General features: G+C 38.8%; 16 protein-coding genes. 6 read left to right on the forward strand and 10 right to left on the reverse strand.

Translation table 11 applies throughout. From position 1 onward, the window contains the following. Positions 1–133 precede the first annotated feature (133 nt). The 3 genes from mfd (at position 134) to H6G59_RS05120 (ending at position 5,895) form a co-directional block, all read left to right on the forward strand. Positions 134–3,631, forward strand: a complete 3,498-nt coding sequence (gene mfd / locus H6G59_RS05110; RefSeq protein ID WP_190712075.1) for a transcription-repair coupling factor — start codon at positions 134–136, stop codon at positions 3,629–3,631. 227 nt (positions 3,632–3,858) lie between these two features. Continuing rightward, positions 3,859–5,136: an AAA family ATPase gene (locus H6G59_RS05115; protein ID WP_190712077.1), complete on the forward strand. Its 1,278-nt coding sequence runs from the start codon at positions 3,859–3,861 to the stop codon at positions 5,134–5,136. Positions 5,137–5,142: 6 nt separating this feature from the next. After that, entirely contained in the window at positions 5,143–5,895 is a 753-nt protein-coding gene (locus tag H6G59_RS05120; protein ID WP_190712079.1) for a hypothetical protein, read from the forward strand. 140 nt (positions 5,896–6,035) lie between these two features. On the opposite strand, the gene H6G59_RS05125 is transcribed toward H6G59_RS05120, so the two are convergent. The 8 genes from H6G59_RS05125 to H6G59_RS05160 form a co-directional block, all read right to left on the reverse strand. After that, on the reverse strand, positions 6,036–7,079 hold the full coding sequence (locus H6G59_RS05125; RefSeq protein WP_190712081.1) for a hypothetical protein: 1,044 nt from the start codon (positions 7,077–7,079) through the stop codon (positions 6,036–6,038). A gap of 191 nt (positions 7,080–7,270) precedes the next feature. Then, complete coding sequence (locus H6G59_RS05130) at positions 7,271–8,386, reverse strand: LptF/LptG family permease (RefSeq protein WP_190712301.1); 1,116 nt, start codon at positions 8,384–8,386, stop codon at positions 7,271–7,273. 377 nt (positions 8,387–8,763) lie between these two features. Then, positions 8,764–9,492: an LPS export ABC transporter ATP-binding protein gene (gene lptB / locus H6G59_RS05135; RefSeq protein WP_190712083.1), complete on the reverse strand. Its 729-nt coding sequence runs from the start codon at positions 9,490–9,492 to the stop codon at positions 8,764–8,766. Between the two features lie 28 nt (positions 9,493–9,520). Then, entirely contained in the window at positions 9,521–10,018 is a 498-nt protein-coding gene (locus H6G59_RS05140) for an LptA/OstA family protein (protein ID WP_190712085.1), read from the reverse strand. Between the two features lie 290 nt (positions 10,019–10,308). Further along, complete coding sequence (locus tag H6G59_RS05145; protein ID WP_190712086.1) at positions 10,309–10,698, reverse strand: DUF309 domain-containing protein; 390 nt, start codon at positions 10,696–10,698, stop codon at positions 10,309–10,311. Continuing rightward, complete coding sequence (locus H6G59_RS05150; RefSeq protein ID WP_016952086.1) at positions 10,695–11,060, reverse strand: ferredoxin thioredoxin reductase catalytic beta subunit; 366 nt, start codon at positions 11,058–11,060, stop codon at positions 10,695–10,697. Before H6G59_RS05150 ends, H6G59_RS05145 begins: the two co-directional genes overlap by 4 nt. Before the next feature lie 177 nt (positions 11,061–11,237). Next, positions 11,238–12,392 (reverse strand): DUF58 domain-containing protein, encoded by a 1,155-nt coding sequence (locus H6G59_RS05155; RefSeq protein ID WP_190712087.1) that lies wholly within the window; start codon positions 12,390–12,392, stop codon positions 11,238–11,240. Next, positions 12,389–15,505 carry an alpha-mannosidase gene (locus H6G59_RS05160; protein WP_242038788.1) on the reverse strand — a complete coding sequence of 1,039 codons (3,117 nt, stop codon included), beginning with the start codon at positions 15,503–15,505 and terminating at the stop codon, positions 12,389–12,391. The genes H6G59_RS05155 and H6G59_RS05160 overlap by 4 nt, the downstream gene beginning before the upstream one ends. A gap of 257 nt (positions 15,506–15,762) precedes the next feature. On the opposite strand from H6G59_RS05160, the gene H6G59_RS05165 reads away from it, so the two are divergent. Next, entirely contained in the window at positions 15,763–17,208 is a 1,446-nt protein-coding gene (locus H6G59_RS05165) for a hypothetical protein (RefSeq protein WP_190712089.1), read from the forward strand. Positions 17,209–17,485: 277 nt separating this feature from the next. Here the strand turns inward: H6G59_RS05165 and H6G59_RS05170 are convergent, their stop codons facing one another. After that, positions 17,486–18,550 carry a DUF6765 family protein gene (locus H6G59_RS05170; protein ID WP_190712090.1) on the reverse strand — a complete coding sequence of 355 codons (1,065 nt, stop codon included), beginning with the start codon at positions 18,548–18,550 and terminating at the stop codon, positions 17,486–17,488. A gap of 137 nt (positions 18,551–18,687) precedes the next feature. On the opposite strand from H6G59_RS05170, the gene H6G59_RS05175 reads away from it, so the two are divergent. Continuing rightward, a complete protein-coding gene (locus H6G59_RS05175) occupies positions 18,688–21,732 on the forward strand; it encodes a leucine-rich repeat domain-containing protein (protein WP_190712092.1) in 3,045 nt (1,014 codons plus the stop codon). A 69-nt stretch (positions 21,733–21,801) separates the two neighbouring features. Here the strand turns inward: H6G59_RS05175 and H6G59_RS05180 are convergent, their stop codons facing one another. Next, a complete protein-coding gene (locus H6G59_RS05180) occupies positions 21,802–22,782 on the reverse strand; it encodes a lysophospholipid acyltransferase family protein (protein WP_242038789.1) in 981 nt (326 codons plus the stop codon). A 220-nt stretch (positions 22,783–23,002) separates the two neighbouring features. Here H6G59_RS05180 and H6G59_RS05185 point away from each other — a divergent pair, with 220 nt between their 5' ends. Then, complete coding sequence (locus tag H6G59_RS05185) at positions 23,003–23,887, forward strand: alpha/beta hydrolase (RefSeq protein WP_190712094.1); 885 nt, start codon at positions 23,003–23,005, stop codon at positions 23,885–23,887. Positions 23,888–24,328: the final 441 nt, after the last annotated feature.

Here is a 24,328-nt window from a genome sequence, read left to right on the forward strand (position 1 = left end):
CTAATACCGTTTTACTTTAAGGTTGATACAAATGGACAGACGCTCTTACACGGGGACACGGGGACGCGGAGATTCATTTGTAGCGTTGATGAAGTGAATTGATATAACGACTTTCCAACTAAGCTAAGAATTTATGGCTTTTTCTTCTATTGTGCGTGCTTTGGCGCGATTGCCTCTCACAGCAGAACTAATTACTAAACTCAACAAACAACAGGAATTGCGGTTAAATGGCATTTCACGTCTACCGAAGGGGTTGGTAGCTTCAGCTTTAGCAACCCAGGAAGACAAGGATTTGTGTGTGGTCTGTGCCACTCTAGAGGAAGCTGGCCGGGTTTTCGCGCAAATGGAAGCAATGGGATGGAAAACTGTCCACTTTTACCCTACATCTGAAGCTTCTCCTTATGAACCTTTTGACCCAGAAAATGAACTAAGTTGGGGTCAAATGCAGGTTTTGGCTGATTTGGTCAGTAGGGGCGGGGAAACCAGGCAAAGTCCAAAAATGGCGATTATTGCGACTGTGGGCGCTTTACAGCCACATTTACCACCGCCAGCAGTGTTTAAATCTTTCTGTCTGACTTTGAAGAAGGGGCTGGAATTTGATTTAGATGCTTTTAGCAAAAAAATCACCATGCTGGGGTATGAACGAGTTCCGCTGGTGGAAACGGAAGGACAATGGAGTAGACGCGGGGATATTGTTGATGTGTTTCCGGTGTCCTCTGAGTTACCTGTGCGTTTGGATTGGTTTGGAGATGATATTGAACAAATTCGGGAATTTGACCCCTCTACTCAGCGTTCTGCACTGGATAGGATTAATGAAATAACTCTGACTCCTACTAGCTTTGCACCGATTATTTTAGACGCACTTAAAGATAGCGATGAATTCCAATCACTACATCCTGAATTAAATCCCGACTCGGTACTCGGTACTCAGCACTCTGGACTATTAGAAGGTAGTCGGCGATTTTTAGGCTTGGCTTTTGCAAAACCGGCTTCTCTGCTGGATTATTTACCAGAAAAGACTCTCGTTGCCATTGACGAACCAGAACAATGTTATGCTCATAGCGATCGCTGGGTGGAAAATGCCCAAGAACAGTGGGAACTCTTAACCGGGAACGGAGAAAATGACCAATTACCCAAAATTCATAGTTCGTTTGATGAGTGCATAGCTGAAGCTGGCAATTTTAACAAGTTATATTTATCGGAATTGGCTGAAGAAAATGGTGGTCTCAATTTAGCGAGTAGACCTTTACCGGTGACACCTCACCAATTTGCCAAGTTAGCTGAGACAATTAGACTTGAGCGCGATCGCAATTTTTCGATTTGGTTACTTTCGGCTCAACCTTCCCGTTCGGTTTCTCTCCTCCAAGAACACGATTGTCCCGCGCAGTTTATCCCCAATCCCCGCGATTATCAAGCTATTGATAAACTGCAAATTAATCATACACCTACCGCGCTTAAATATTCCGGTTTGGCAGAATTAGAAGGTTTTATTTTACCTTCTTTCCGTTTGGTTATTGTCACAGATAGAGAGTTTTACGGACAACATTCTTTAGCTAATTTTGGCTATGTCCGTAAACGTCGTCAAGCTGCATCTAAACAAGTTGATCCCAACAAATTACGTCCAGGGGATTTTGTTGTACATCGTAGTCATGGAATTGGTAAATTTGTCAAGTTAGAAAGTTTGACAATTAATGATGAAACCCGTGATTATTTAGTTGTTCAATATGCCGATGGTTTGTTAAGAGTTGCTGCTGACCAAGTTGGTTCCTTGTCTCGTTTTCGCGTCAGTGGAGATAAAGCCCCGGAATTACATAAAATGACCGGAAAAGCTTGGGATAATACGAAGAACAAAGTCCGTAAAGCGATTAAAAAACTAGCGGTAGACTTGTTAAAGTTGTATGCAGCGCGATCGCAACAACAAGGCTTTTCCTATCCCGCAGATATGCCTTGGCAGGAAGAAATGGAAGATTCTTTCCCCTATCAACCTACCACAGATCAGCTAAAAGCCGTACAAGATGTTAAACGGGATATGGAAAGCGAAAGACCGATGGATCGGTTAGTATGTGGTGATGTCGGTTTTGGGAAAACTGAAGTAGCAATTCGGGCTATTTTTAAAGCTGTCACCGCAGGAAAGCAAGTTGCACTTTTAGCCCCAACGACAATTTTAACTCAACAGCATTATCACACAATTAAAGAACGTTTTGCCCCTTATCCTGTAAATGTCGGTTTACTGAATCGGTTCCGCAGTCCCGAAGAAAAACGCAATATTCAAAAGCGTCTGGCTACTGGAGAATTAGATATAGTTGTCGGTACACATCAATTATTAGGAAAAGGTGTGCAATTTAAAGATTTAGGACTTTTAGTAATTGACGAAGAACAAAGATTTGGAGTTAATCAAAAAGAAAAAATCAAAAGTCTCAAAACTCAAGTTGATGTTTTAACTCTTTCTGCAACTCCCATTCCCAGAACTTTATATATGTCTTTATCTGGAATTCGGGAAATGAGTTTAATTACAACTCCACCTCCCACCAGAAGACCAATTCAAACTCATCTCGCACCTTTAAACCCGGAAATTGTCAGAAGTGCAATTCGTCAAGAATTAGATCGGGGTGGACAAGTATTTTATGTAGTTCCGCGAGTAGAAGGAATTGAAGAAACCACTGCAAATCTGCGGGAAATGGTTCCAGGAGGAAGATTTGCGATCGCACATGGTCAAATGGACGAAAGCGAGTTAGAATCAACCATGCTCACTTTCGGAAATAATGATGCGGATATTCTTGTTTGTACAACAATTATTGAATCTGGTTTAGATATTCCGCGAGTCAACACCATCTTAATTGAAGATGCTCATCGTTTTGGTTTATCTCAATTATATCAATTACGGGGACGGGTAGGACGTGCCGGCATTCAAGCTCACGCATGGTTATTTTATCCCAAACAAAGAGAATTATCCGATGCAGCCAGACAAAGATTAAGAGCAATTCAAGAATTTACCCAACTCGGTTCTGGATATCAATTAGCAATGCGAGATATGGAAATTCGCGGTGTGGGTAATTTGCTAGGTGCAGAACAATCTGGTCAAATGGACGCAATTGGCTTTGATTTGTACATGGAAATGTTAGAAGAAGCAATTCGAGAAATTAGAGGTCAAGAAATACCCAAAGTTGAAGATACTCAAATTGACCTTAATCTCACTGCATTTATTCCTTCAACCTACATTACCGATCTTGATCAAAAGATGAGTGCTTATCGCGCTGTAGCCACCGCAAAATCCAAATATGAATTAAAATTAATTGCTGCTGAATGGACTGATAGATATGGGACTATACCTGTGCCAGCAAATCAATTATTGCGAGTAATGGAATTAAAACAATTAGCCAAAAATCTGGGATTTAGTCGCATTAAACCAGAGAATAAACAGCACATTGTTTTAGAAACTCCTATGGAAGAACCAGCTTGGAATCTGTTAGCAGAAAATTTAAAAGAAAGTATGCGTTCTCGTTTTGTTTATTCTCCTGGGAAGGTGACAGCAAGAGGTTTAGGAGTGTTTAAAGCTGAACAACAATTGCAGACTTTAATAGAGGCTTTCGGAAAAATGCAAGGTGCAATTTCTGAAGCTGCTTTGGTTTAATTTCGTAGGGTGGGCAATGCCCACCATTTTTTTAATTAACCGATTAAATTCTCATGTAGAATAGAATAATAGCTTACAGCGATTTTCGGGTAAATGAACTACATTTTTTTGTCTCACGCAGAGGCGCAAAGAGGAATCAAGAGTATGGTCTAAATACATGAAAATTGCTGTTAATTAGTATTAATTAAATAGTAGGGTAAGAATGATAATATTTTTTGGAGGTTACAATGTTTAGACAAGTTACTTTAGAGAATTTTAGAACTCACAAATTAACAACCATAGAATTATATCCAGTAACTTTGTTAATTGGGAATAATAATTCTGGTAAAACAAACCTTCTAGCAGGAATACAACATTTTTCTAATCTTGTCGGAAGAGGACATTCTGATCATGATTTTAGATCAGTGAGTGCTGTGGAAGATTTATATCCACATAAATACAGGCTTGCGAAAAATGAAGAACCGATGTCATTTTCAATTTTATGGAACAATGAAGATGGAGAAATTAATTATAAAATAGAAATATATGAAAATGATAATTTTAGAGGTTATGCTAGTTGTAAGGAAAAAATAATTGTGAAATTAGCTAATAGTCAAATACCTCAAGAAATTACTAGTGGTTATAATCAGCCTACAGATATCTTAGAATTAAGACAAAAAATCCAATCATACTCGTCTTTACAAGAAAAAATAAAAGAAATATGCGAATCATTTTTTGCTAATTTTGCCAGTACATTTAGTTATCATTTTCAACCTACGTTCCTCAAAGGAAGAATTAAAGACAATCAAAATGAATATGAAAAAAAAGATAATGAAATAAATCATATTTTTGAAAATTTGGGAATTAAAATACCAGCAGATTTGGGAGAAAGAGGAGAGAACTTTCAATCAATTCTCCGTCATGTAAAAGAAAAAGAACAACGGATATTTTCATCATTTATTGCAAAAATGAGGACTGTTGATACAAGTTTTATTGGAGTTCGTTATGACTCAACTCGTTTCAGTCTAATTTGGGAATTTGATTTGGGACGTAAGGGTACTATTGAAGAATTTATGCCAGATGTTGTATCAGATGGCTTTATGAAAATTGCTGCAATAAGTTTGCTTGCATCATTGCGAAGACCACCTGCTTTAATCATGTTAGAAGAAATAGAAAATGGTATTAATCCAGGTAATATACAACAACTGATGAATTGGATTTGGCAAGCAACATCACCTAGTCAAGATGGTTTTACAACATCACAATTTATCTTAACTTCCCACAGTCCCTCTGTTCTAAGAGAATTTAATCAACATCCTGATCATGTTTATACAGTCCGTTTAGATAAACGTAGTCGTCAAAGCGATGTCAGAAACTTAAATACTGCACTTGATACCCTGGTGGGAATTGGAGCAATTAAAGATGATGAAGTAGAATATGAAACTGAAGAAAACACAGGTAAACAGTTAATAAAAATACCGAAATATCAGTTAGCCGAACTTTGGTACTCAGGGACAATTGGGTAAAATATAATGAATATTATTAATGTGGGAATCGTGGGAGACGGGCTAACTGACTATAAGGTTTTTGGTAAAATTGTCGAATGTATTCTGTTGGAAGAAACATCAGAAAATATAAATATTAATGCCATACCACTGATTAGAAAAAATATTTTTGATCATGTTCAAAAATACAAAAATGCCTGTCGTAAAAATGCTGTTGAGCATTATCTGCCAAGTGAAACAGCAATGCAACTAAGAGATAATATATGTGCTACAATACTCGCTGCCTGTGAAGAGTTTAATGATAATGTAGAAGTCTGCTATAGCGATATTCTCTTAATAACTACTGATACCGAACATATTCTTAAAGATAAAAATCAATATTTTGATACTTGGGCAATCAGCTTATCACATATTTTGAGAGAATCAATTGAAAAATTTTATGCTATTCAAGCTAGAAATGGATATCCTAGAAAATATTTACCTATAATTATGCCTTTAGCAACATTTCCTTCAATAGAAGTTATTGTTGCTGCTGCAAAAGGGGAATTAAATAAAAATTATGGCAAAACTCCACGGGAGTGGAAAATCTTATTGTACAAAACCGAATATCCTCAAGACGAAGAAATAGAAAAACAAGCTCTGAATTACATCACACCAGATAGTATAGACAATATATTTAATGATTTACCTGAGTCAAGATTCTTTATTCAAACATTATCCTTGGGATTAAAACGTTGTTTTTTAACTGGTAAATCTAATTGTGAAAAATACATCAACTAAAATAACACTATCATCTGTATTTCCTACATGAAAATTGCAGAATTAACTGAAGACGATATATAGTAGTTATATCGTCAGAACATTTATTTCATGAATATCCATATCTATCTAAATATTGATCAAATTAAATATCCTCACGTTTACCTTTGAGAACCATTAGGATACTGTTGCACCTGGCCAGGATAATTTAAATTAGATTGCGGTAATTGACTAGGCTGTTGTAAACTATTATTAGCATTAATTCCATATCCGACTGGAGCCGTTGAGTTGACAACACCTTGACTGGGAACTTGCACAGGATAAGTATTATTAAGTACAGCAGATGTTCCTGTTGTTGGTGTTACTACATTGGGTGCTGTCGGAATGCTATTCAAATTACCGTAGGAATTTTGTGGTGAGTTAGTTATTTTTAGTTGATTATAGCCCATAATCGAACCAGAGGGTAAACCCTGATTAGGTAAGTTGTTAGTCGGTGAAATTGGGCTTACTCCTACATTGCTAAGAGAAGGATTTAGTTGCGTATTACTAGATTTTTTGATTGCTGCTTCTAAAGGACTAATGACAACAGTGCTTTGATTATTTGTAGTCTGATTAGTTAATGCATTATTCAAATTAGAGACATCTGTTATTGCTGTTGGTTCTGGAGATATCGGCAAGTTATTCGTATCAGAAAACTGAGTTTTCAGATCACGATTGTCAGATTTTAATAAATTTTCAGACTGCACCACAAAAGGATTTTTTTCAGGTTGTAAGCTAATATTATTAGTTATCCCCAGGCTAGACTTAAATTTTCCTTCATCAGCAGTATTTTTTTTATTAATTAAATCCTCTACAAAAAAGTCACTATTATTTGACTTAATTTTACTTGGGAAGGGAGTTACATTTGCAGATAAAGCCGCTTGTTCAAAATCAGTCAAAAAATTCGGCATATTATCAATATCTGCGGCAATAGCTTTGTCTTCATCTGAAAGTGAAGTGTCAGCAGTTTTTTCAACAGCACTTTTCTCCTCAGTTTTTTTAGTTTGTATTTTAGTAAAAAGCTCTGGATTTATCCAATATTCTCGAATTCCCACTAATACAACCAATAAAAAAATTCCTGTTCCCCAAAAACTAGGACGCAAGAAATTGGACAACCTGGCTTTGAAATAGCGTAAGTAGGCAGGAGGATAGTGACGATGTGGCATGAGATAATAATTTTGGTAATTGAATTAAGTAACAAACTCATACAAGTTGATGCGACCTGATACTAGCTCATGAAAAGCATAAATATATTGAATACTGATATCATTTTAACCCCTCATAAGTTATTAGTCATTAACGATAAAGTTTTATGACTCAAAAATTTACTTTTTTTTACACCGTCAATAGGACTGATTTATCTTTGCGCGACTCGCGTCAATAGAAATAAACCTGTTCCCAAACCAAAAAAGTTGGGCAACCAAGCACCTATAAAGGGAGAGAGAATACCTGCCTGTGCTAAAGCCCCAGAAACTGATAATAGTAAGTAGTAAGTGAAAATAACTATGACACTAATACCAAAACTAGTTCCTCTCCCAGTACGTTGAGGTATAGTTCCCATTGCGGAGCCAACTAAACCAAAAATTATACATACAAAAGGAAAGGCAATTTTTTGTTGAATCCGTACTTCTAATTTTCTAATTTTTTGGGGATTCCCCGCTAGGCGTTCTACTTCTAGTTGTTCTAGGGCTTGGGAAATATTCATTTCCCCGTAATCTCGGCTATTTTCTGCTAGATTTAAAGGTGTACGGGGTAGTTGTAATTGTTGATGTTCAAACCGCAAAATGTTGCGATAGGAACTATCTGGAGCGACTAAATAAATAGTACCATTATAAAAATCCCAAACTTGTTGTGAGCCATTCCACTGGGCAGATTCTGAAACTAAAATTTGATTCAGTCCTTCTCGAGAACGGTCAATAATTGTTAAACCTTTCATTTGCTTACCATCAAATTGGTCAGCATAAAACAAGCGTGAAAGTATTTTATTTTTGCTCCCATCTGCTTCTTTAACTTCCCGGTATTCAGGATAGTAAATATTTTGTTGTTTAAATGAAGGTTGATCTGATTTCAGTGCTTGCTCTAGGGTACGAGTTGCTTCATAATTTGCCGCTGGTGCAATTTGCTCATTAAAAACATATGTCATGCCTGTGATTAAACTGCTTAATAATACAGCAGTTAATACCATGCGATAGACACTTACCCCACAGCCACGCAGGGCAATTAGTTCACTTTCACTAGAAAGACGACTATAGGTCATCAAAGTAGCAAGTAAGGTGGACATAGGGAAAGAATAAACCATGACATAAGGCAGCTTTAATAAAAAAACTTTCAGAGCAATAGTAACTGGTAGCCCTGATTCCACTACTTTTCGCAATAATTCAAATAAGCTATCAATTGCCAATACTACAGAAGTAAACGCCCCGACACCGAAGAGAAATAGAGGGAGCAACTGCATAGCCAAATAGCGATCCATGATGGAAAAAGGCAGCAGTGAACTGAGGCTGTAAAAAGATTTAATCTGTTTAGATATCATAAGTAACTGGAAAATTTAAATAGTAACAACTTTTGTGCATTAGAGATTTTTGAATATATTTATATATAGGAATTTATATGTTGACAAAATCTTAAATATTTGATGATTAAAAATCACATAAAAAACCTAAATACCAATTTAATGTGAATTTGCACAGAATCATCCAATCGTCGATTAATTCATCTGTGTTTATCTGCGTACATCTGCGGTTAATTGTTCTGGAAATCTTATTCTATGCAGCTTAAATTTCAGAAAGCTATAAATGAGATTGGAAAAAATCTATCACCTATTCCTTGTTTCCCATTTCTTGAGTTGATTTAGTTGAAAAAGTTATCACCTAAATAATATTGCCGCACGAGTGGGTTATTGTAAAGTTCATCGGCAGTACCAAAAGCCAGTATTTGTCCTTCCCGCATAATGTAACCACGGTCAGTGATAGCCAGGGTTTCGCGGACATTATGATCGGTGATGAGAATACCCATACCGCGATCGCGCAATTGTCCCACAATTTCCTGAATTTCCGCAACTGCTATGGGATCAACTCCCGCAAATGGCTCATCCAAAAAGAGAAATTTTGGACCTTCTCTCCCTGCGGCTAAAGCCCTGGCTAACTCAGTTCTTCGTCGTTCACCCCCAGAAAGTTGAATACCTTTACTATTTGCCACTTTTTCTAAGCGAAACTCCCTTAATAAATTATGCAACCGCTTCGACCACTCCCATCGTGGCACATTAGTTTGCTCAAATACCAGGAGAATATTATCCCGGACTGAGAGTTGGCGAAAAACACTGGCTTCCTGTGCCAGATAGCCAATGCCCAATCTGGCCCGTTTGTGCATTGGCATTCCTGTAATATCCCAACTATCCAACCAAACTCTTCCCTGATTAGGTTTTTCTAAGCCTGTGGCGATATAAAATGTTGTTGTTTTCCCGGCTCCGTTTGGTCCGAGTAAGCCAACAACTTCACCTTGATCAACAGAAAGGTTAACACGGTTGACAATTACGCGCTTGCCGTAGGATTTGTGAATATTCTCTAAAACAATTTTCACTATTAACGTCTTGCTGAGGTGGTAGATATTAATTAGAACGTTTGAGGGCTGGTGTTTTTGGGGCAGGTTTAGCAGTTTGTCCGTTCACATTAGCGTCATCCACCATGTAGACAGATTCTACCTGACGGTTGGACTGGGGTAAGGCAATAAATCGGCCTTCATCAATCAAATAAGTTACTTTCTCCGCCCGAATACTATTGTTACCTTGTTGCAAAATATAAACGTTGCCACTGAAATCAATTCGCCGTTCTTTACTAAAATATTGTGCTTGGGCAGATGTTGCTTGCAACTGGCGAGCGGGATACAACATCTGCACGTTACCACGAGCGGTGATTACTTGGGTTTTAGAGTCATATTCTTGCACATCAGAGCGGATAGTGAGTGGGCGATTTCCCCCTGATGATTGAGCGGTAGCAGTTTGTACTTGGCTAGGGAAGGCAATTGCTCCCAACAGTGCGACTGGTAGCATCAAGGCTAACCCAAAGCGCCGTATTTGTGAACTTGGTAATTGATAGGGAGGTATCATAGCAATTGGGGATAGAAAATTTGAAGTTATGTTCTTATAGCAGGAGTCAGGAGTCAGGAGTAAAACCCTTTTGTCGTGGGAGTTTCATTATCAATTGATGTCCTAACCACCCTGTCCACGGCTTTATTATCTCCAGCAGTTTATCCAAAAATAAAATCTACTATTAAGAATATTTGTAGATAAATATTTGCTGGATTTGCTGGCTACTGAAGACTATTGACGTTTTTCTCCCCAGAAGGTTTCATTCAGGAAAAACCCACAAATTATCTTTGGTATTTCTTGATGCTAATTCAGTTAGTTATAGAAATCGTGGGTAAAAGCAGGGCTATATTTTCACCCCCATCACTACTAAGTATTTTTTCGGGATCACTTTGTTGGAGTATTTTCAACAATTCCACACTCTGATTTAATAATTTTTCCACATTGATGCCGTAGTCACTGGCTGGGTTGCGTCGCAGACGATTGCTACCTTCTCCCAATAGAATCATTGCTCCTCGCAGGTTGCGATTACCGAGGTGATAGAGTGCTACAGCGATTTGCAGAATACCCTGATATAAACTTTTTTCTGGTTCAGTTGCTTCAATCCACAGGGCTTCTAAAGTGTCATGACAAGCGTAGAACTGCCCAGAGTTGAACTGTTCTACGCCTTGCCAAAACTCTTGAGGCAGGTTTTCACTCATCCCATGCTTTCTCGCACTTCTTTGATGGTTTCGAGAGATATTTCTTGTGTGTCACCAACAAAGTCGCTCTCAGCGGTGAGGAACAGCATACAGTGACATTCTTTGCGTTCTCGCATGGGTACACAGGGGCAGTTCCAATAGGCAGCGCTGACTTCTGCTTCTTTGTCTTCATAGTGGCGGCAGGGACATAAAGGCGCACCGAGTTCGTCTTTATGTTTGGCTAGTCCTTCTATCACAACTGCGGTAACGGAAGGTTCAGAACAGAAGTACGTTCCAGTCCGCTTGGCGTATTGCTCGGAAAAATGCCGCATTGCCTCTAGGCTTTTATCGCTGGATTTAGTGTTAACTTCTGATGGAATCATTGGCTCGGACGCTCATAATTTTAAATATTTCTTTGCATTGTACATCAGCCAGGGTGCAGGGGCAGGGGCAGGAGGCGAGGGTAAATTTTACAAATTACGTTAGCGGTAGCCTGCCGTAGGCACTATTACGAATTACGTTAGCGAAGCTCCTCTGAAAGAGGCATTATTAATTACGAATTATTGTAATGGTTTTTGCAACTGAAGTTGCAGTTCTTGTTCACTCTGGAGGATGATGCCAGGATAATCTCGATTAACTACGACTTGTTCTGAGGATGGATTTATATTCTCCCATAAAACCCAACGACTGCCCAGGGGTAACTCGGATAGGGTTTTGGGGTTTTGGGTGAGCCAAATTAAGGGGTAGTTATCTGGTGGTGTATTTGTTTCTTCTAGGGGGTTGGTTGCTGCTAAGGTTTCCAGAACGGGAATATCACCTTTGACTAAACCTGTGGCTGCTGTCCAAAGTTCTACTTGTAATTTTTGGCGGTGGGCATAAAAATATAATGAGGCGGCAGCGATGACTGCTTGCTCAAATTGTTCTTCTTCCCAATTAGCTGCACTATCAAGGGCAATAATAATTTCCTGTCCTGCTGTGATAACTTCTAATTCCCTGACTCGTAATTCGCCGTAACGGGCGCTGGTACGCCAATGGATGAGACGGGTAGGATCACCAATGCGATAAGGACGGAGCGATCGCACTAATCCTGTTGCAGCTAATTGTAATGGTACACCACGAGGATCATTTTTTTGACTCTCATTTTGCCCAATGTCATCAACTAGGGGGCAGTTGGTTAGAGGTAAAACTGTGGGATAGACAATCGCTCTGGCTTGACATTCTCGCTGACGACGACACCAAAATAAGCCCCAAGGCGCACCAGTTGCCAATTCTACTGTTTCCCAACGATACAAGCCTCGGCGTTGGGTCGGGTGGTAATATATCCAACGGTGAGAGTCTTTTGCCTCAATGGTGTCAATTGGTTGTTTGACTGGTTGGCCGAAAATGAAGGGAAGTATATCGGCAACTTGCAATAAGGTGACAGGTGTTGGGGTGGGATTATGGACTTCTATCTCAACGGTGATTTCGTCGCCAACGGTGACTGGTGGGATAGGAGAGCGTTTAACAATTAAATTTTTGAGCGATCGCGGTGCTAAGAAAGATGATACACCCACAAGGGCAAGACAAACCCCACTAATTACATATAACCACCCCGCCATCGTGTTGATAGCAGCGCCTAAATAACAAATAGCAACGCCTATTAATACCCAACCGCCGTAGGTAGGTGATGAGGCGTGGATTTCTAGCCAATTAGTAATGTTTTTGGTAATTTTCATAGTTTCTTTTTTAACTCGAATGTACTAATTTTCCAAGGAGCAATTTTCTCAATTTCTTGATTTATCGGTGTTTCCAATAAATCAACTGCTGTTCCTAAACTGAAATAATCACTTTGTAAAGATAACTCTGCTGTTTTTCCGTGACATTCATAAAAGCGCATTATGATTTTTTGTTGATGATCTTCACTGGGTTTTAAAGCCATGAGAATCAAATTATCTGCTGATAAATTCAGAAAACTTTGGCTTTGAGAAATGTTAAATGCAGATTTTTGATTTGGTGGATTAACTAATACTTTTAATGGTATATTTAATTCATATCCATATCTAACAGTGTGTGCCGTTTCCCAAGTATCTACATGAGGATACAAAGCATAAGTAAATTCATGTATACCTCTGTCAGCTTTTGGGTCAGGCCAGTTAGGACTTCTGAGCAAAGTGAGGCGGATTTGATGGCTGCGGCAGTCGTAACCATATTTACAATCATTCAGTAAGCTAATTCCGTATTTTCCGGTTTCCGTGTTTGTGGTTAAATCTGCCCAACGTAAAGCGGGTACTTCCCATTTTGCCTTTTCTGCGGGGGTTTGGGGGTTGGTTGAACGCCGAATTGCACCGCAAGGAATTTCATAAGTTGCAAAATCGGTTTCGACGTTGACAGGAAATGCTGTTTTCACTAATACTTGATTTTCTTGCCAATTTACAGTATTGGCAATTTTCAAAAGTGGTGAACCGGTTTGGAGAATGTAATCTTGACAAAACTCTGAATTTCCCAGTTGACGCACTACCCGCAAACGCTGTTGTATTTCTCCAGATTCTAGCCATTGAATTGATTTTAATTCCGTTGCAGGTAGAGGTTTTGTGGTATAATCGGGATCAATGTTCCAAGCATCCCAATATTGTCCGCTATCTTCAAAAGCCTGAAGTTGATTTCCCGCACCATTTAAAATTTCCCGTTGTTGGATTTTGTCAAAGACAGATTTTAAGTCTCCGGTTTCGGGGTTTACCTGAACTCGCAAATATTCATTTTCTAATATCCAGTTTTGGGGAAGTTGGGAATTGTGGATATGGGGATTTTCGGATGTTGGAGAAAGCCAATATATTTGATATCCTATGGATGGAACAGTTGCGAGAAAGAATAAAGAGTCTTCGCTTTGTTGGGACGGAAGTTGGTTTCCGTCAATGTTGTAAATTTCCCAGGTTTGGTTATTTTGGGGTAAAGTAACGCTGACGACTTGGGAACGTTGCCAGTTGAGCGAATTAAAAATTATGATAGGTATGCTATGGGGTTGGGGTGGTTGTGGTAAAGTGATATGAGATGCGATCGCACTCAAGGATTCATCTAAGATATTATTTCCCACTTGTTCCACTTGTTGCCATTCCGGTAAAGCATCCTCATAAACTTGAGTAATGGAAGAACCGGGTAAAATATCGTGAAACTGATTAAATAAAACTTTTTTCCAAGCAGCTTCAATTTCATCTTGAGGATATTGCACCCCAAAGACAACATTTGCTAAAGTTGCAAATAACTCAGCCTCATATAGAAGATTTTCAGATTTGCGATTCCAGCGTTTTTGGTCTGCGTGGGTAGTATAACATCCGCGATGAAACTCTAAATAAAGTTCATCTTCCCAAACAGGTAAATTGTGACTTTGGGATTTTATCTGTTGGAGATATTTTTCCGAAGTTGTAAATTCCAACTTGGGGAAAATGGGGGAATGTTCCCAACGCCTTGCTATTTCCAACATATCACGAGTCGGACCACCACCATGATCACCGACACCGGGAAGCCAAAGAGAATCATGTAAACCCGTTTGAGTTTCCCAATCACAGGCATAGGTTGCCATTTTAACAGGATCAACAGTTTCGCCTATGGGTGCAGACATAAAACTAAATATTTGACTACCATCAAGCGATCGCCACCAAAAAGCGCCATAATCAAACTTAGTAGTATCATTCCAGCGTAACTTCTGAGTCACAAAAAACTCAATTCCCGCATTTGCGAAAAACTGAGGTAAAGTTGCACAGAAACCAAAAGTATCAGGAACCCAAACCACAGGAGATATTTTTCCAAACCGTTCCTGAAAATAACGCTGACCATATAATAACTGACGGACAATAGACTCACCAGAAATCAAATTCAAATCCGGTTCCACCCAAAACCCACCCAAAACTTCCCATTTTCCCGCTTTAACTTGGTTTTGAATTTCCGCAAATAAATCTGGACGATATTCCTCAACCCAAGCATACAACGCCGGAGTAGTATGACAAAAAACCAACTCAGGAAAATCAGCCTGTAAACGTAAAACCGACTCAAAAGTACTGACTGCGGCTTTCCACGTTTCAGCAACAGGCCATAACCATGCTAAATCCAAATGAGCATGACCTAACAAATGAATTTTAGATTTTGAAACGCAGATAAACGCAGATGAACACAGATAAGATTCTCGTATATTTAACAGAAACCTTTCCCACTCTTCCTTCTTCCCTTCTTCCTTCGTCCCTTTGCGGTTCCTTACTTCTTCAATCCCCGCAACCAAACCAGGTAACTTATCAGGTGCTAACTGCTGCAAAAATATTTGAACAACAGCCAACTCATCAGCCAAAAAACCCGGATCTAACCTATTATAATCTAAAGACTCGTAAACGAGGAGCGATCGCACCAAAGCCCCATCACAATGTCCCGGACTCACCAACCGCAAAGCAACAACAAACTCCTCCCCACTTGAAACCCCTGGACTTAAAAGCACTCGCGGAGAACAATCAAACAAATCACCAACCAATACCAACTTACCATTAATATAAATTTCCGCCGCATCCGCCCACCAAACCAAAGCCAACCGCAAACATAAACCTGTTAAATCATAACCTTGTAAATCCTGGGGAACAACTAATTTTTGCACCAACCACAACACTTGTTTTCCCGCTTTCCAAGGAATATGTAGTTTATCATTTAGATTTACAGGTTCCCAAAGAGACAAATCCGAATTGATTACTTCAGTAATTCCCCAGTCAACCTGCTGATACAACCAAGAAGACTGGATATTAACTTGACAGCAAGCACGTAAATTCTCAATTGCGTCTGATATATATTTAGTATGGGATAGAGATAGAGTCATAATCAATAAAGATTAACAATTAATGTAAAAATGAGGTTCGGGTTTGGGATTGTCTAAATTAAACTTACTTGAGCTTATTTTCCATTATCATGATGTTATATCAAGTCCGGCTAATTAGTGATAATATCTGTTTTCCTATTCTCTACCCCAACGATATGATAAATATTCAAACAGGCTTGATATCATTGACTGACGATAAGTAACAGTTTTGTGGGAGTCTCAAAACTCAAAAATACTCAAACTAACAAATTTCTACCATGTCTTCTGGTTCCTCCGGTCCTTATCAAAGTAAAATCTTTAAATTTTTCAACCAGCATTCTCAGCGGTTGACAAAACAGTGGGAAAACTCCTTCCGAAATTTGCAAGTTGCTACTAAATGGAGTGTCGAAGCGCTACTTTATCCACTGTACCAGATGTTTCAGCCCAATGAACTTGCTGGAAAACAGTTACCACCAGAAACTCCTCCACCAGCTGACGCACCTATTCAGCAGGTACTAGAGTTAGTTAAAAATTTACCATCTGCCGCAGCTGCTGATTCACAAAGTTCACAAAAAGTCAAACCATTGGCGTTTTTGGGTGATACTTTGCGGGAAGCAGCTACACGTCTAGGGTGGTTAAAAAATTCTCGTCTTCCTCAATCTCTACAACCAGAAAAAACTCTTCAGCACCACATACCAACAGTGCTAGGAATTGCTGCACAATTGGAAAATCGTCATTTGGTGCTTGTGAGCAACGATAACAGAATTCTAGATGTTTTGACAATTCAACAGCAGGAAAAATTAACAAATAAAATTAATAGCGAAGTTGCTAAATATTGGCATTTTTTCAAATTAGCTGAAATTCAACAACAGCAGAAATTATTACCAGAAATCAACCGCATCTTATCAAAGCTAACTACTAATGATACCCCAAACCTAACAGATTTAGCTGAAACCAAAATTCCAGTACATATAGAAGATTATCCTGGTAAATTTTTGGCGTTAATAGATACAGTTATCGCTAAATTAGAATCTCAGGCTTTAGTACCCGTACAACAGCGCAGTCAGAAAATTATTCAAGTTGCTAAAACTCAGTTTGATATTTTTATTTATGGGAGAGAACAGCTAGAAGCCAGAGGAAAAATAGCAATTAATCCTGGTGAATTGGAAAATCAGACTCTGAATATTTCCGAATTAATTGCAGCTGCGATAAATTACTTTTTTGGTGGTAAAAATCTTCAAAACATTGATTCTCAACCAACTCCAGAAAAATTACCAGGTAAACCATCAAATCAAGTTGATCAAAATAATCAATTGTCAGCAGCCGATTTAAATAATTTCAATAAATTAAATAATTGGTTGACATGGAATGACTTATTCGCTAAAATAGAATTAGACTCTAAAAATGTCAGTCCAAATTCCGATACTAATTTAGTCACAGAAAATACTCATTACGAATTATCATCAAAATCACGACGGGATTTATTAAGAAGTAAGAAATTTGCCAAAGTAGCTTCTAGTTCCCAAGTTGAAATTGAGATAAAATCCGAAAAAGATCAATATGAAGCACAGCCAGATTGGATAGAAACTACCGCCACATTTTTAGGGTATGAAAAACACCCATTAGAGCAAATATTAGCATGGTTAGATCATGTTATGCTTTGGCTAGAAATGATATTTATGAATATGATTTACTTCTTTAAAGGGTTGTTGCAAGTAAGGTGAAAATGTCAGAAATGGCTTACGCCACGTTTCACGAACAGGATTTACAGGATTTAAGGATTAGCAGGATTAAAGATGAGGATTCTTATTTGATTTTTTGATTTTTGAAAAACCGTACTATACTAAAAACCGTTAATATCTCGACTTTATGAGGATAACAAAATCCTTACGCGAAAACTTCAATAAAAACTCTGCGTCACTTTGCGTTTACCTCAGCGAACCTCTGCGTTTAAAAGTAAAATTTCCAACCGCTTTTAGTATATATCCTCTTACCTTCTTATCACGCGACACAAATTCCATATTGGGGTAGCAAATCGTGAATAATATAGAATTGATGTGCTTGTAAAGCATCGTGAAATAATTTCCAATTGCTGACTAGGAAACTGGGATGATAGGGAAAAATTTCATTATCTTTATCAACCGGGCTTTCAGTTCCCAAAGCCAGGTACTTCCAGGAATCTTTACCCTTGGGAATATAACTAATATTAGCTGCACCAAAACTAAATTGACCTTGTGCGATCGCACTTAACCATTTTTGATGTCGTACACGACCTTTAACATCTTTAATATTAGCCAACATCAAGGCAATTAAATTTTTATCTGGTTCTGGTAATCCTGGAACAATCGCATCAGCATCACCTTTTAAATAACGCTGCATAGCTTTACACATCTTATCAGCAGCTTCCAGAAAATCTTCAGGATTATTGCGGCTAATTTTTTCACCCCTACCGTTAATATAACCCCAACGTAAAAACGGCTTATCAGGATGACTCAAAACCGCACCATGTCCTAAAGGTAAAGCCTCACTGACAAAATAATTTTTCAATCTATCCATCAAATTACGATCTGGTTGGTCATTTTCATCAAGTAATTTCTTCGCTTCATTAACTCGATGATTAACACCAGCAAAACCTTGATGCGCCCAAGTATCAACATAAACGTGCATAGTAATCCCCAGACGATGTAAACTATAAGCACTTTCACGGCGTTGGATACATTCCCTCACCATTTGCTGTGCGACATGACTATTAGGACGACAAATCAACTTTTCGATAAACTTCCCTTCCGGATCTTCACCTGCTGGTTTTCCGCCATTTCCAGGTAAAAAATGAAAAGGAATCCAAACATGATGAATTGCTAACTCCTGAAAATTGCGATAATCTAGCATTTTGTGGGCAGAACTGATGCGGGTAAACATCGCACCATTATCAAATCGGATTAAACCGCTATTGATAGCATCATCTACATACTGGGCGCAGTAAGCGACAATACTAGCATCCTCATGGTCAAAACCCGCTAGTCGCGCTACTACGTAGGTGACACCATGATGAAAGTCTATTTGCATCTTGAGTCAGTTATGAGGGAATTTACGTATAGACTATAACAATTTGGGCGCTGTTGCGTAATTTTTTACCTGATAGCGGTTTTCAAACTGCGACATCTGTTTGGTAAACTCTAGTAATCACAGTTCAGTAATTGTTCATGACTGAGGCAGAACTACTACAAGCGATCGAACAAGCAGCAAGAGATGGTGTAACAAAACTTAACCTCACTGGCAATCAACTCAGCCGTCTGCCAAGGGAAATAGTCAAACTCTCCAACCTCCAATTCCTCAACCTTAGTAGCAATCAACTCAGCGGTTTACCAAGAGAAATAGTCAAACTTACTAACCTCCAATCCCTCTACCTCAGTGGCAATCAACTCAGCAGTCTTCCATTGGAAATACTTAAACTCACCAACCTCCAATCTCTCTACCTCAGTAACAATCAACTTAGAAATCTACCAGCAGAAATAGGACAACTCACCAACATCCAATCCCTCTACCTCAGCGGCAATCAACTCAGCGGTTTACCAAGAGAAATAGGACAACTCACCAACCTCCAATCCCTCTACCTCAGCGGCAATCAACTCAGCGGTTTACCAAGAGAAATAGTCAAACTTACTAACCTCCAATCCCTCTACCTCAGTGGCAATCAACTCAGCAGTCTTCCATTAGAAATACTCAACCTCACTAATCTCCAATCCCTGGACTTCAGCAACAATCAACTCAACAATCTGCCAAGGGAAATACTCAAACTCACTAACCTCCAATCCCTCTACCTTAGTAGCAATCGACTTAGCAGTTTGCCAAGGGAAATAGTCGAACTTACCAACCTACAAACCCTGGACTTCAGCAACAATCAACTCAACAATCTGCCAAGGGAAATACTCAAATTCACTAACCTCCAATCCCTCTACCTTAGTAGCAATCAACTTAGCAGTTTGCCAGCAGAAATAGGACAACTCTCCAACCTCCAATCCCTCTACCTTAGTAGCAATCAACTTAGCAGTTTGCCAGCAGAAATAGGACAACTCTCCAACCTACAATCCCTCTACCTAAGTCGCAATCAACTTAGTAGTCTGCCAGCAGAAATAGGACAACTCTCCAACCTCCAAACCCTCGACCTCAGTCGCAATCAACTTAGCAGTCTGCCAGCAGAAATAGGACAACTCTCCAAATTAAAAAGGCTTGAACTTCGAGACAACGAAATAAGCAATCTGCCACCGGAAATAAGAGAAAAAGGATTAAAAGCAATTCTTAACTTTTATCGGCAACAGCTAGAACAAGCCGTTGAACGTTTATATGAAGCAAAATTTTTAATTGTCGGTGAAGGAGGTGCGGGTAAAACTTCTTTAGCAAAGAAAATTGAAAATGAAAATTATGAACTTCTATCAGATGAAAAATCAACCGAAGGTATTGATGTCATACAGTGGAAATTTAACCTAGATGATGGTAATGAATTTAGAGTTAATATTTGGGATTTTGGTGGACAAGAAATCTATCACCAAACCCATCAATTTTTTCTGACTAAACGTTCTCTTTATACTTTAGTTGCGGATACACGCCAAGACAATACTGATTTTTATTATTGGCTAAAAGTTGTTGAACTGTTGAGTGATAATAGTCCAGTTATCATTATTAAAAACGAAAAACAAGAACGTCAATGCGAAGTCAATGAACGCCAATTGCGGGGAGAATTTTTAAATCTTAAAGAAGTTTTAGCTACCAACTTAGCTACTAATCGCGGCTTAACAGTAATTAAAGATGCTATTCAGCAATACATCGCCAAACTTCCCCATGTTGGGACACCTCTACCAAAAACCTGGGTGAAAATACGTTCTGACTTAGAAAATGATTCCCACAACTATATTAGTCGTGAAAAATATTACAATCTTTGCAGACTCAATAATTTAACTAACCGTAAGGATATGGATTTGCTAAGTGGCTATTTACATGATCTTGGTGTTTGCTTGCATTTTCAAGATGACCCGACACTAAAACATTATGTTATCCTCAAACCAGAGTGGGGAACTACGGCAGTTTACAAAGTGTTGGATAATAAAAAAGTTATTAAAAATTTAGGATGTTTTACTCAAGATAATCTTGCAGAAATTTGGAAAGATGATGAATATAGCGACGTGAGAGATGAATTGCTGCAATTGATGATGCGGTTTAAACTTTGTTACCCAATTCCTCATTGTTATGGCAAATATATTGCCCCCCAATTACTCGATATTAATCAACCTGAATACAACTGGGATAGATCGCATAATTTAATTTTACGCTACAAATACGAATTCATGCCCAAAGGTATTCTCACTCGCTTAATTGTCGAAACACACCCTTGGATTGAAGAACAAAAACTTGCTTGGAGAAGTGGCGTTATTCTCAACCAATATCAAACTCGTGCTGAAGTGATTGAAAACTACAATCAAAAAGAAATTAAAATCCGTGTAGTCGGAAGTCGTAAAAAAGAATTGTTGACTGTTATCACACACGAACTCGATAAAATTCATCGTTCTTTTGAGCGTTTGAAATATGATACTCTTGTTCCTTGTAACTGCAAAGAATGTGAAGGAAGCCAGACACCTCATGCTTATACTTTAGAATCATTACGCAAGCGTTTGTATGCGGGGCGGTATCAGATTGAGTGCGAAAATAGTTTTGAAATGGTTGATGTTCGCAGGTTAATTGATGATGTAAATTTACCAACACAAGAATTAAATCGAGAACGGCAAACCCCAGTTACACCGTTACAAAATGAACTTGACAACCAGAAAAAAGAATCATTTAATGTAATTAATATTCATAACCACGTAAACTCAGAGAGTAATTCAATGTCAGAATCTTATCAATCTAAATATGACCAAAGAAATGCAAATAACCAATTTTTAGATACAGCCCAATCTGGTAGTAATGTCACATTTAATCAAAATAATTACACACCAGAACAAAAACAGAATTTAGCAGAAGCAGCCACAGAAATCCAACAACTGCTTCATCAATTATCTAAAAATAACCAAACATCTACAAATGAAGGAATTACAAACGCAATTCATCAAGAAATTAAAAGCAACCCAACACTAAAAACCAGATTAATAGCGGCACTTAAAGCTGGTGGACTAGAAGCATTAAAAGCGATATTTAATCATCCTGTTTTTAGTATTCCAGCAGAAACCATCAAAGGATTTTTGGAAGCAGAATAAATCACTCTTTGTTTCTCTCCGTGCCTCTGCGCCTCTGCGTGAGAAAAAATCTTGAATTTTTACTTCCTTTTACAACAACATCCGATTCAAGAAACGCTGTAACAACTTTATCCCCTGTGGTTCTTGATAATCTGTAGGTAACAAAGCCTGTATCGCTTCTTGTAACGCTTCCAAAGCTGTATCTATTTCCTGACGCTTCGGCCTTGTAGTTGGGGGAAAATATAAAGGTTCACCCACACGAATTGTTAACTTTTTCCTCAAAAATAAGTCATGAGTACCAATTAATGCTATGGGAATAATTGGTAATCCAGCCCGCAAAGCATAAATTACAGTTCCGCGTTTGAAAGGATGCAAATAACCCTCAGCAGTTCCCAGTCGTCCTTCAGGAAAAATCATCAGCCCATCTCCACGGGCTAAAATTGCGGCCACAATGCGGTCTATGCGGCGGATAGTCTGGATATCTCCACCAGGGTTAACGGTATCTTTAATAACTTGAGCAAGTTCTTGTAAATCATCTCGTCCGGCTTTAGCAGCAGCAATAACAGCCTGTTCTTCACCCCAAATTCTTTCTAAAGGAATAACACCACCGGCAAAACCTAAAATCCAGCGTTTCCACCATTTGTTATAGAGAGTGCGAGCATCACCGAGAATATAATAGTGGGGCTGGGTGGGAATTTCTGCAAGTAAAACCAATGGGTCGATGTGGTGAAGATGATTAGCAGCTAAGATAGCTGGTGTGGGGGGGATATTTTCAATATTTTCGACTTTGACACAGAATAGGGAATGAATGAGCGATCGCACTACCCAACGTCTGATATTAGCATTAACTCGCGGTTCCCAATGTTCCTGAGTAATAGCAGATAACTGAAGGAGAGTTGTTTCTATAGTATGACGAATAGTGCGATCGCTTGCCGCAGCTACACCTTCCCGCACCCGCTGGATAGTTGCGTCAGTCAAAGTTGGTAAAGTTTCTGATTCTGGCTGATGATTGGATATCAAATCTGCATCAGCTGGGGTTTGAGGAGAAGATTTGCTAGAAGAACTATCCATATTTATCCCCAAAAGTTGCCAACAACCTCAAATGTAAAACAGGTTATTAAAAGTCGAAAACTATATCATGTATCATTTCCTCCACCCAAAATTTAGGAAAAAAAGTCCCAAAAACGCAAATTATCTGTAATTCCTCCCACAGTTAGCAGCAATTTTCCTTACAATGTACCTTGATAGATAGGCTAATAGCTTGCTGGGAAAAAACGTAAAAAATTAACATATGATTTACCACAGCGTCGGCACGTTTAAAGGTGTTGGGGGACTTGATCTGTATTACCAAAACTGGAATCCAGAGGGTAAGGTAAGGGCGATACTAGTACTAGTACATGGACTAGGAGGACACAGCGGTCTATATAAAAATATAGTTGAGCATTTGTTACCTAAGCAATATGCTGTTTATGGCTTAGATTTGCGTGGTCATGGACGCTCACCCGGTCAAAGAGGTTACATCAATACCTGGGCTGAGTTTCGTGATGATGTCCGAGCCTTCTTAGAGATGATACAAAAGCAGCAACCAGGATGCCCAATTTTCCTTTTTGGTCATAGCATGGGTGGAATGATAGTCTTAGACTACACACTGCGCTATCCACAGGACGCATCTGCATTGCAAGGTGTGATTGTATCTGCACCAAGTATTGGAGAGGTGGGAGTATCACCGATACGAATACTTTTAGGAAAAATGCTCTCGCGGGTGTGGCCGCGTTTTTCCTTAAATACCGGACTAGACACAACTGCTGGTTCACGAAATGAGGAGATTTTGACCAGCTACACTCAAGATAAGTTACGCCATACCCGTGCCACAGCCCGGTTTTCTACAGAGTTTTTTAATACACTAGCTTGGATTCATGCTCATGCGGCAGAATGGCAAGTACCTCTGTTAATTTTACATGGTGGTGCGGACAGAGTAGCGTTACCTGGGGGAAGTGAACTGTTCTACCAGCGAGTGACTTACCCAGATAAGCAACGTATTGAGTATCCGGGAGCCTATCATGATTTACACTGTGACATCAATTATCATCAAGTGCTGACTGATTTGGAGACTTGGATGGATCAGCATTTGTCCATTGAAGTGGGACAATTAGAGCCAGTGATGAGTAATGAGTGATAGGTGAAAGTTAGTAGTCAGTTGTTTAGACATCTGGTGAAAAAGAATGTAGAACCGTTCCAGGAAACATCCCTACAAGGGTTCTAGATAACGCATATTTAATTTTTTAACTGGAGATGTCTAATGACTTGAACGGTGTAAGTTCCGCTAATGTTAGTGCGAATGATGCCATTGATAGCCGGCAGCTAACTTAACCATTGGAGTTATCAACCTGTCTCTAGGAGAGAATGACATCATAGTTGATGCAAGCTTGTATAAAACAGCTTCATTAGGAAAATTTATATTTAAAGATACTAATATTTTTAACAGTACTATCGTGACACTCTATCTAAACACGGATCTGATATATCATCAACCAGCAACATTTAATGGGTCTATTATCACCAATCTTATAGGTATAGACTCTGATTTAAAACTAAATAAGATAGCTTTTGATTCGCT

This window comes from Anabaena lutea FACHB-196 (assembly GCF_014698305.1).
In the GTDB taxonomy this organism is placed as follows: Bacteria; Cyanobacteriota; Cyanobacteriia; order Cyanobacteriales; family Nostocaceae; genus Anabaena; species Anabaena lutea.

Bases quoted from the DNA above. Each gene is read 5' to 3' on its own strand.
- H6G59_RS05140 (WP_190712085.1), bottom strand. From the start codon at position 10,018: ATGATACCTCCCTATCAATTACCAAGTTCACAAATACGGCGCTTTGGG.
- H6G59_RS05145 (WP_190712086.1), bottom strand. From the start codon at position 10,698: ATGAGTGAAAACCTGCCTCAAGAGTTTTGGCAAGGCGTAGAACAGTTC.
- H6G59_RS05155 (WP_190712087.1), bottom strand. From the start codon at position 12,392: ATGAAAATTACCAAAAACATTACTAATTGGCTAGAAATCCACGCCTCA.
- H6G59_RS05175 (WP_190712092.1), top strand. From the start codon at position 18,688: ATGACTGAGGCAGAACTACTACAAGCGATCGAACAAGCAGCAAGAGAT.
- H6G59_RS05150 (WP_016952086.1), bottom strand. From the start codon at position 11,060: ATGATTCCATCAGAAGTTAACACTAAATCCAGCGATAAAAGCCTAGAG.
- H6G59_RS05165 (WP_190712089.1), top strand. From the start codon at position 15,763: ATGTCTTCTGGTTCCTCCGGTCCTTATCAAAGTAAAATCTTTAAATTT.
- H6G59_RS05125 (WP_190712081.1), bottom strand. From the start codon at position 7,079: ATGCCACATCGTCACTATCCTCCTGCCTACTTACGCTATTTCAAAGCC.
- H6G59_RS05160 (WP_242038788.1), bottom strand. From the start codon at position 15,505: ATGACTCTATCTCTATCCCATACTAAATATATATCAGACGCAATTGAG.
- H6G59_RS05120 (WP_190712079.1), top strand. From the start codon at position 5,143: ATGAATATTATTAATGTGGGAATCGTGGGAGACGGGCTAACTGACTAT.
- H6G59_RS05180 (WP_242038789.1), bottom strand. From the start codon at position 22,782: ATGGATAGTTCTTCTAGCAAATCTTCTCCTCAAACCCCAGCTGATGCA.
- H6G59_RS05170 (WP_190712090.1), bottom strand. From the start codon at position 18,550: ATGCAAATAGACTTTCATCATGGTGTCACCTACGTAGTAGCGCGACTA.
- H6G59_RS05130 (WP_190712301.1), bottom strand. From the start codon at position 8,386: ATGGATCGCTATTTGGCTATGCAGTTGCTCCCTCTATTTCTCTTCGGT.
- H6G59_RS05115 (WP_190712077.1), top strand. From the start codon at position 3,859: ATGTTTAGACAAGTTACTTTAGAGAATTTTAGAACTCACAAATTAACA.
- mfd (WP_190712075.1), top strand. From the start codon at position 134: ATGGCTTTTTCTTCTATTGTGCGTGCTTTGGCGCGATTGCCTCTCACA.
- H6G59_RS05185 (WP_190712094.1), top strand. From the start codon at position 23,003: ATGATTTACCACAGCGTCGGCACGTTTAAAGGTGTTGGGGGACTTGAT.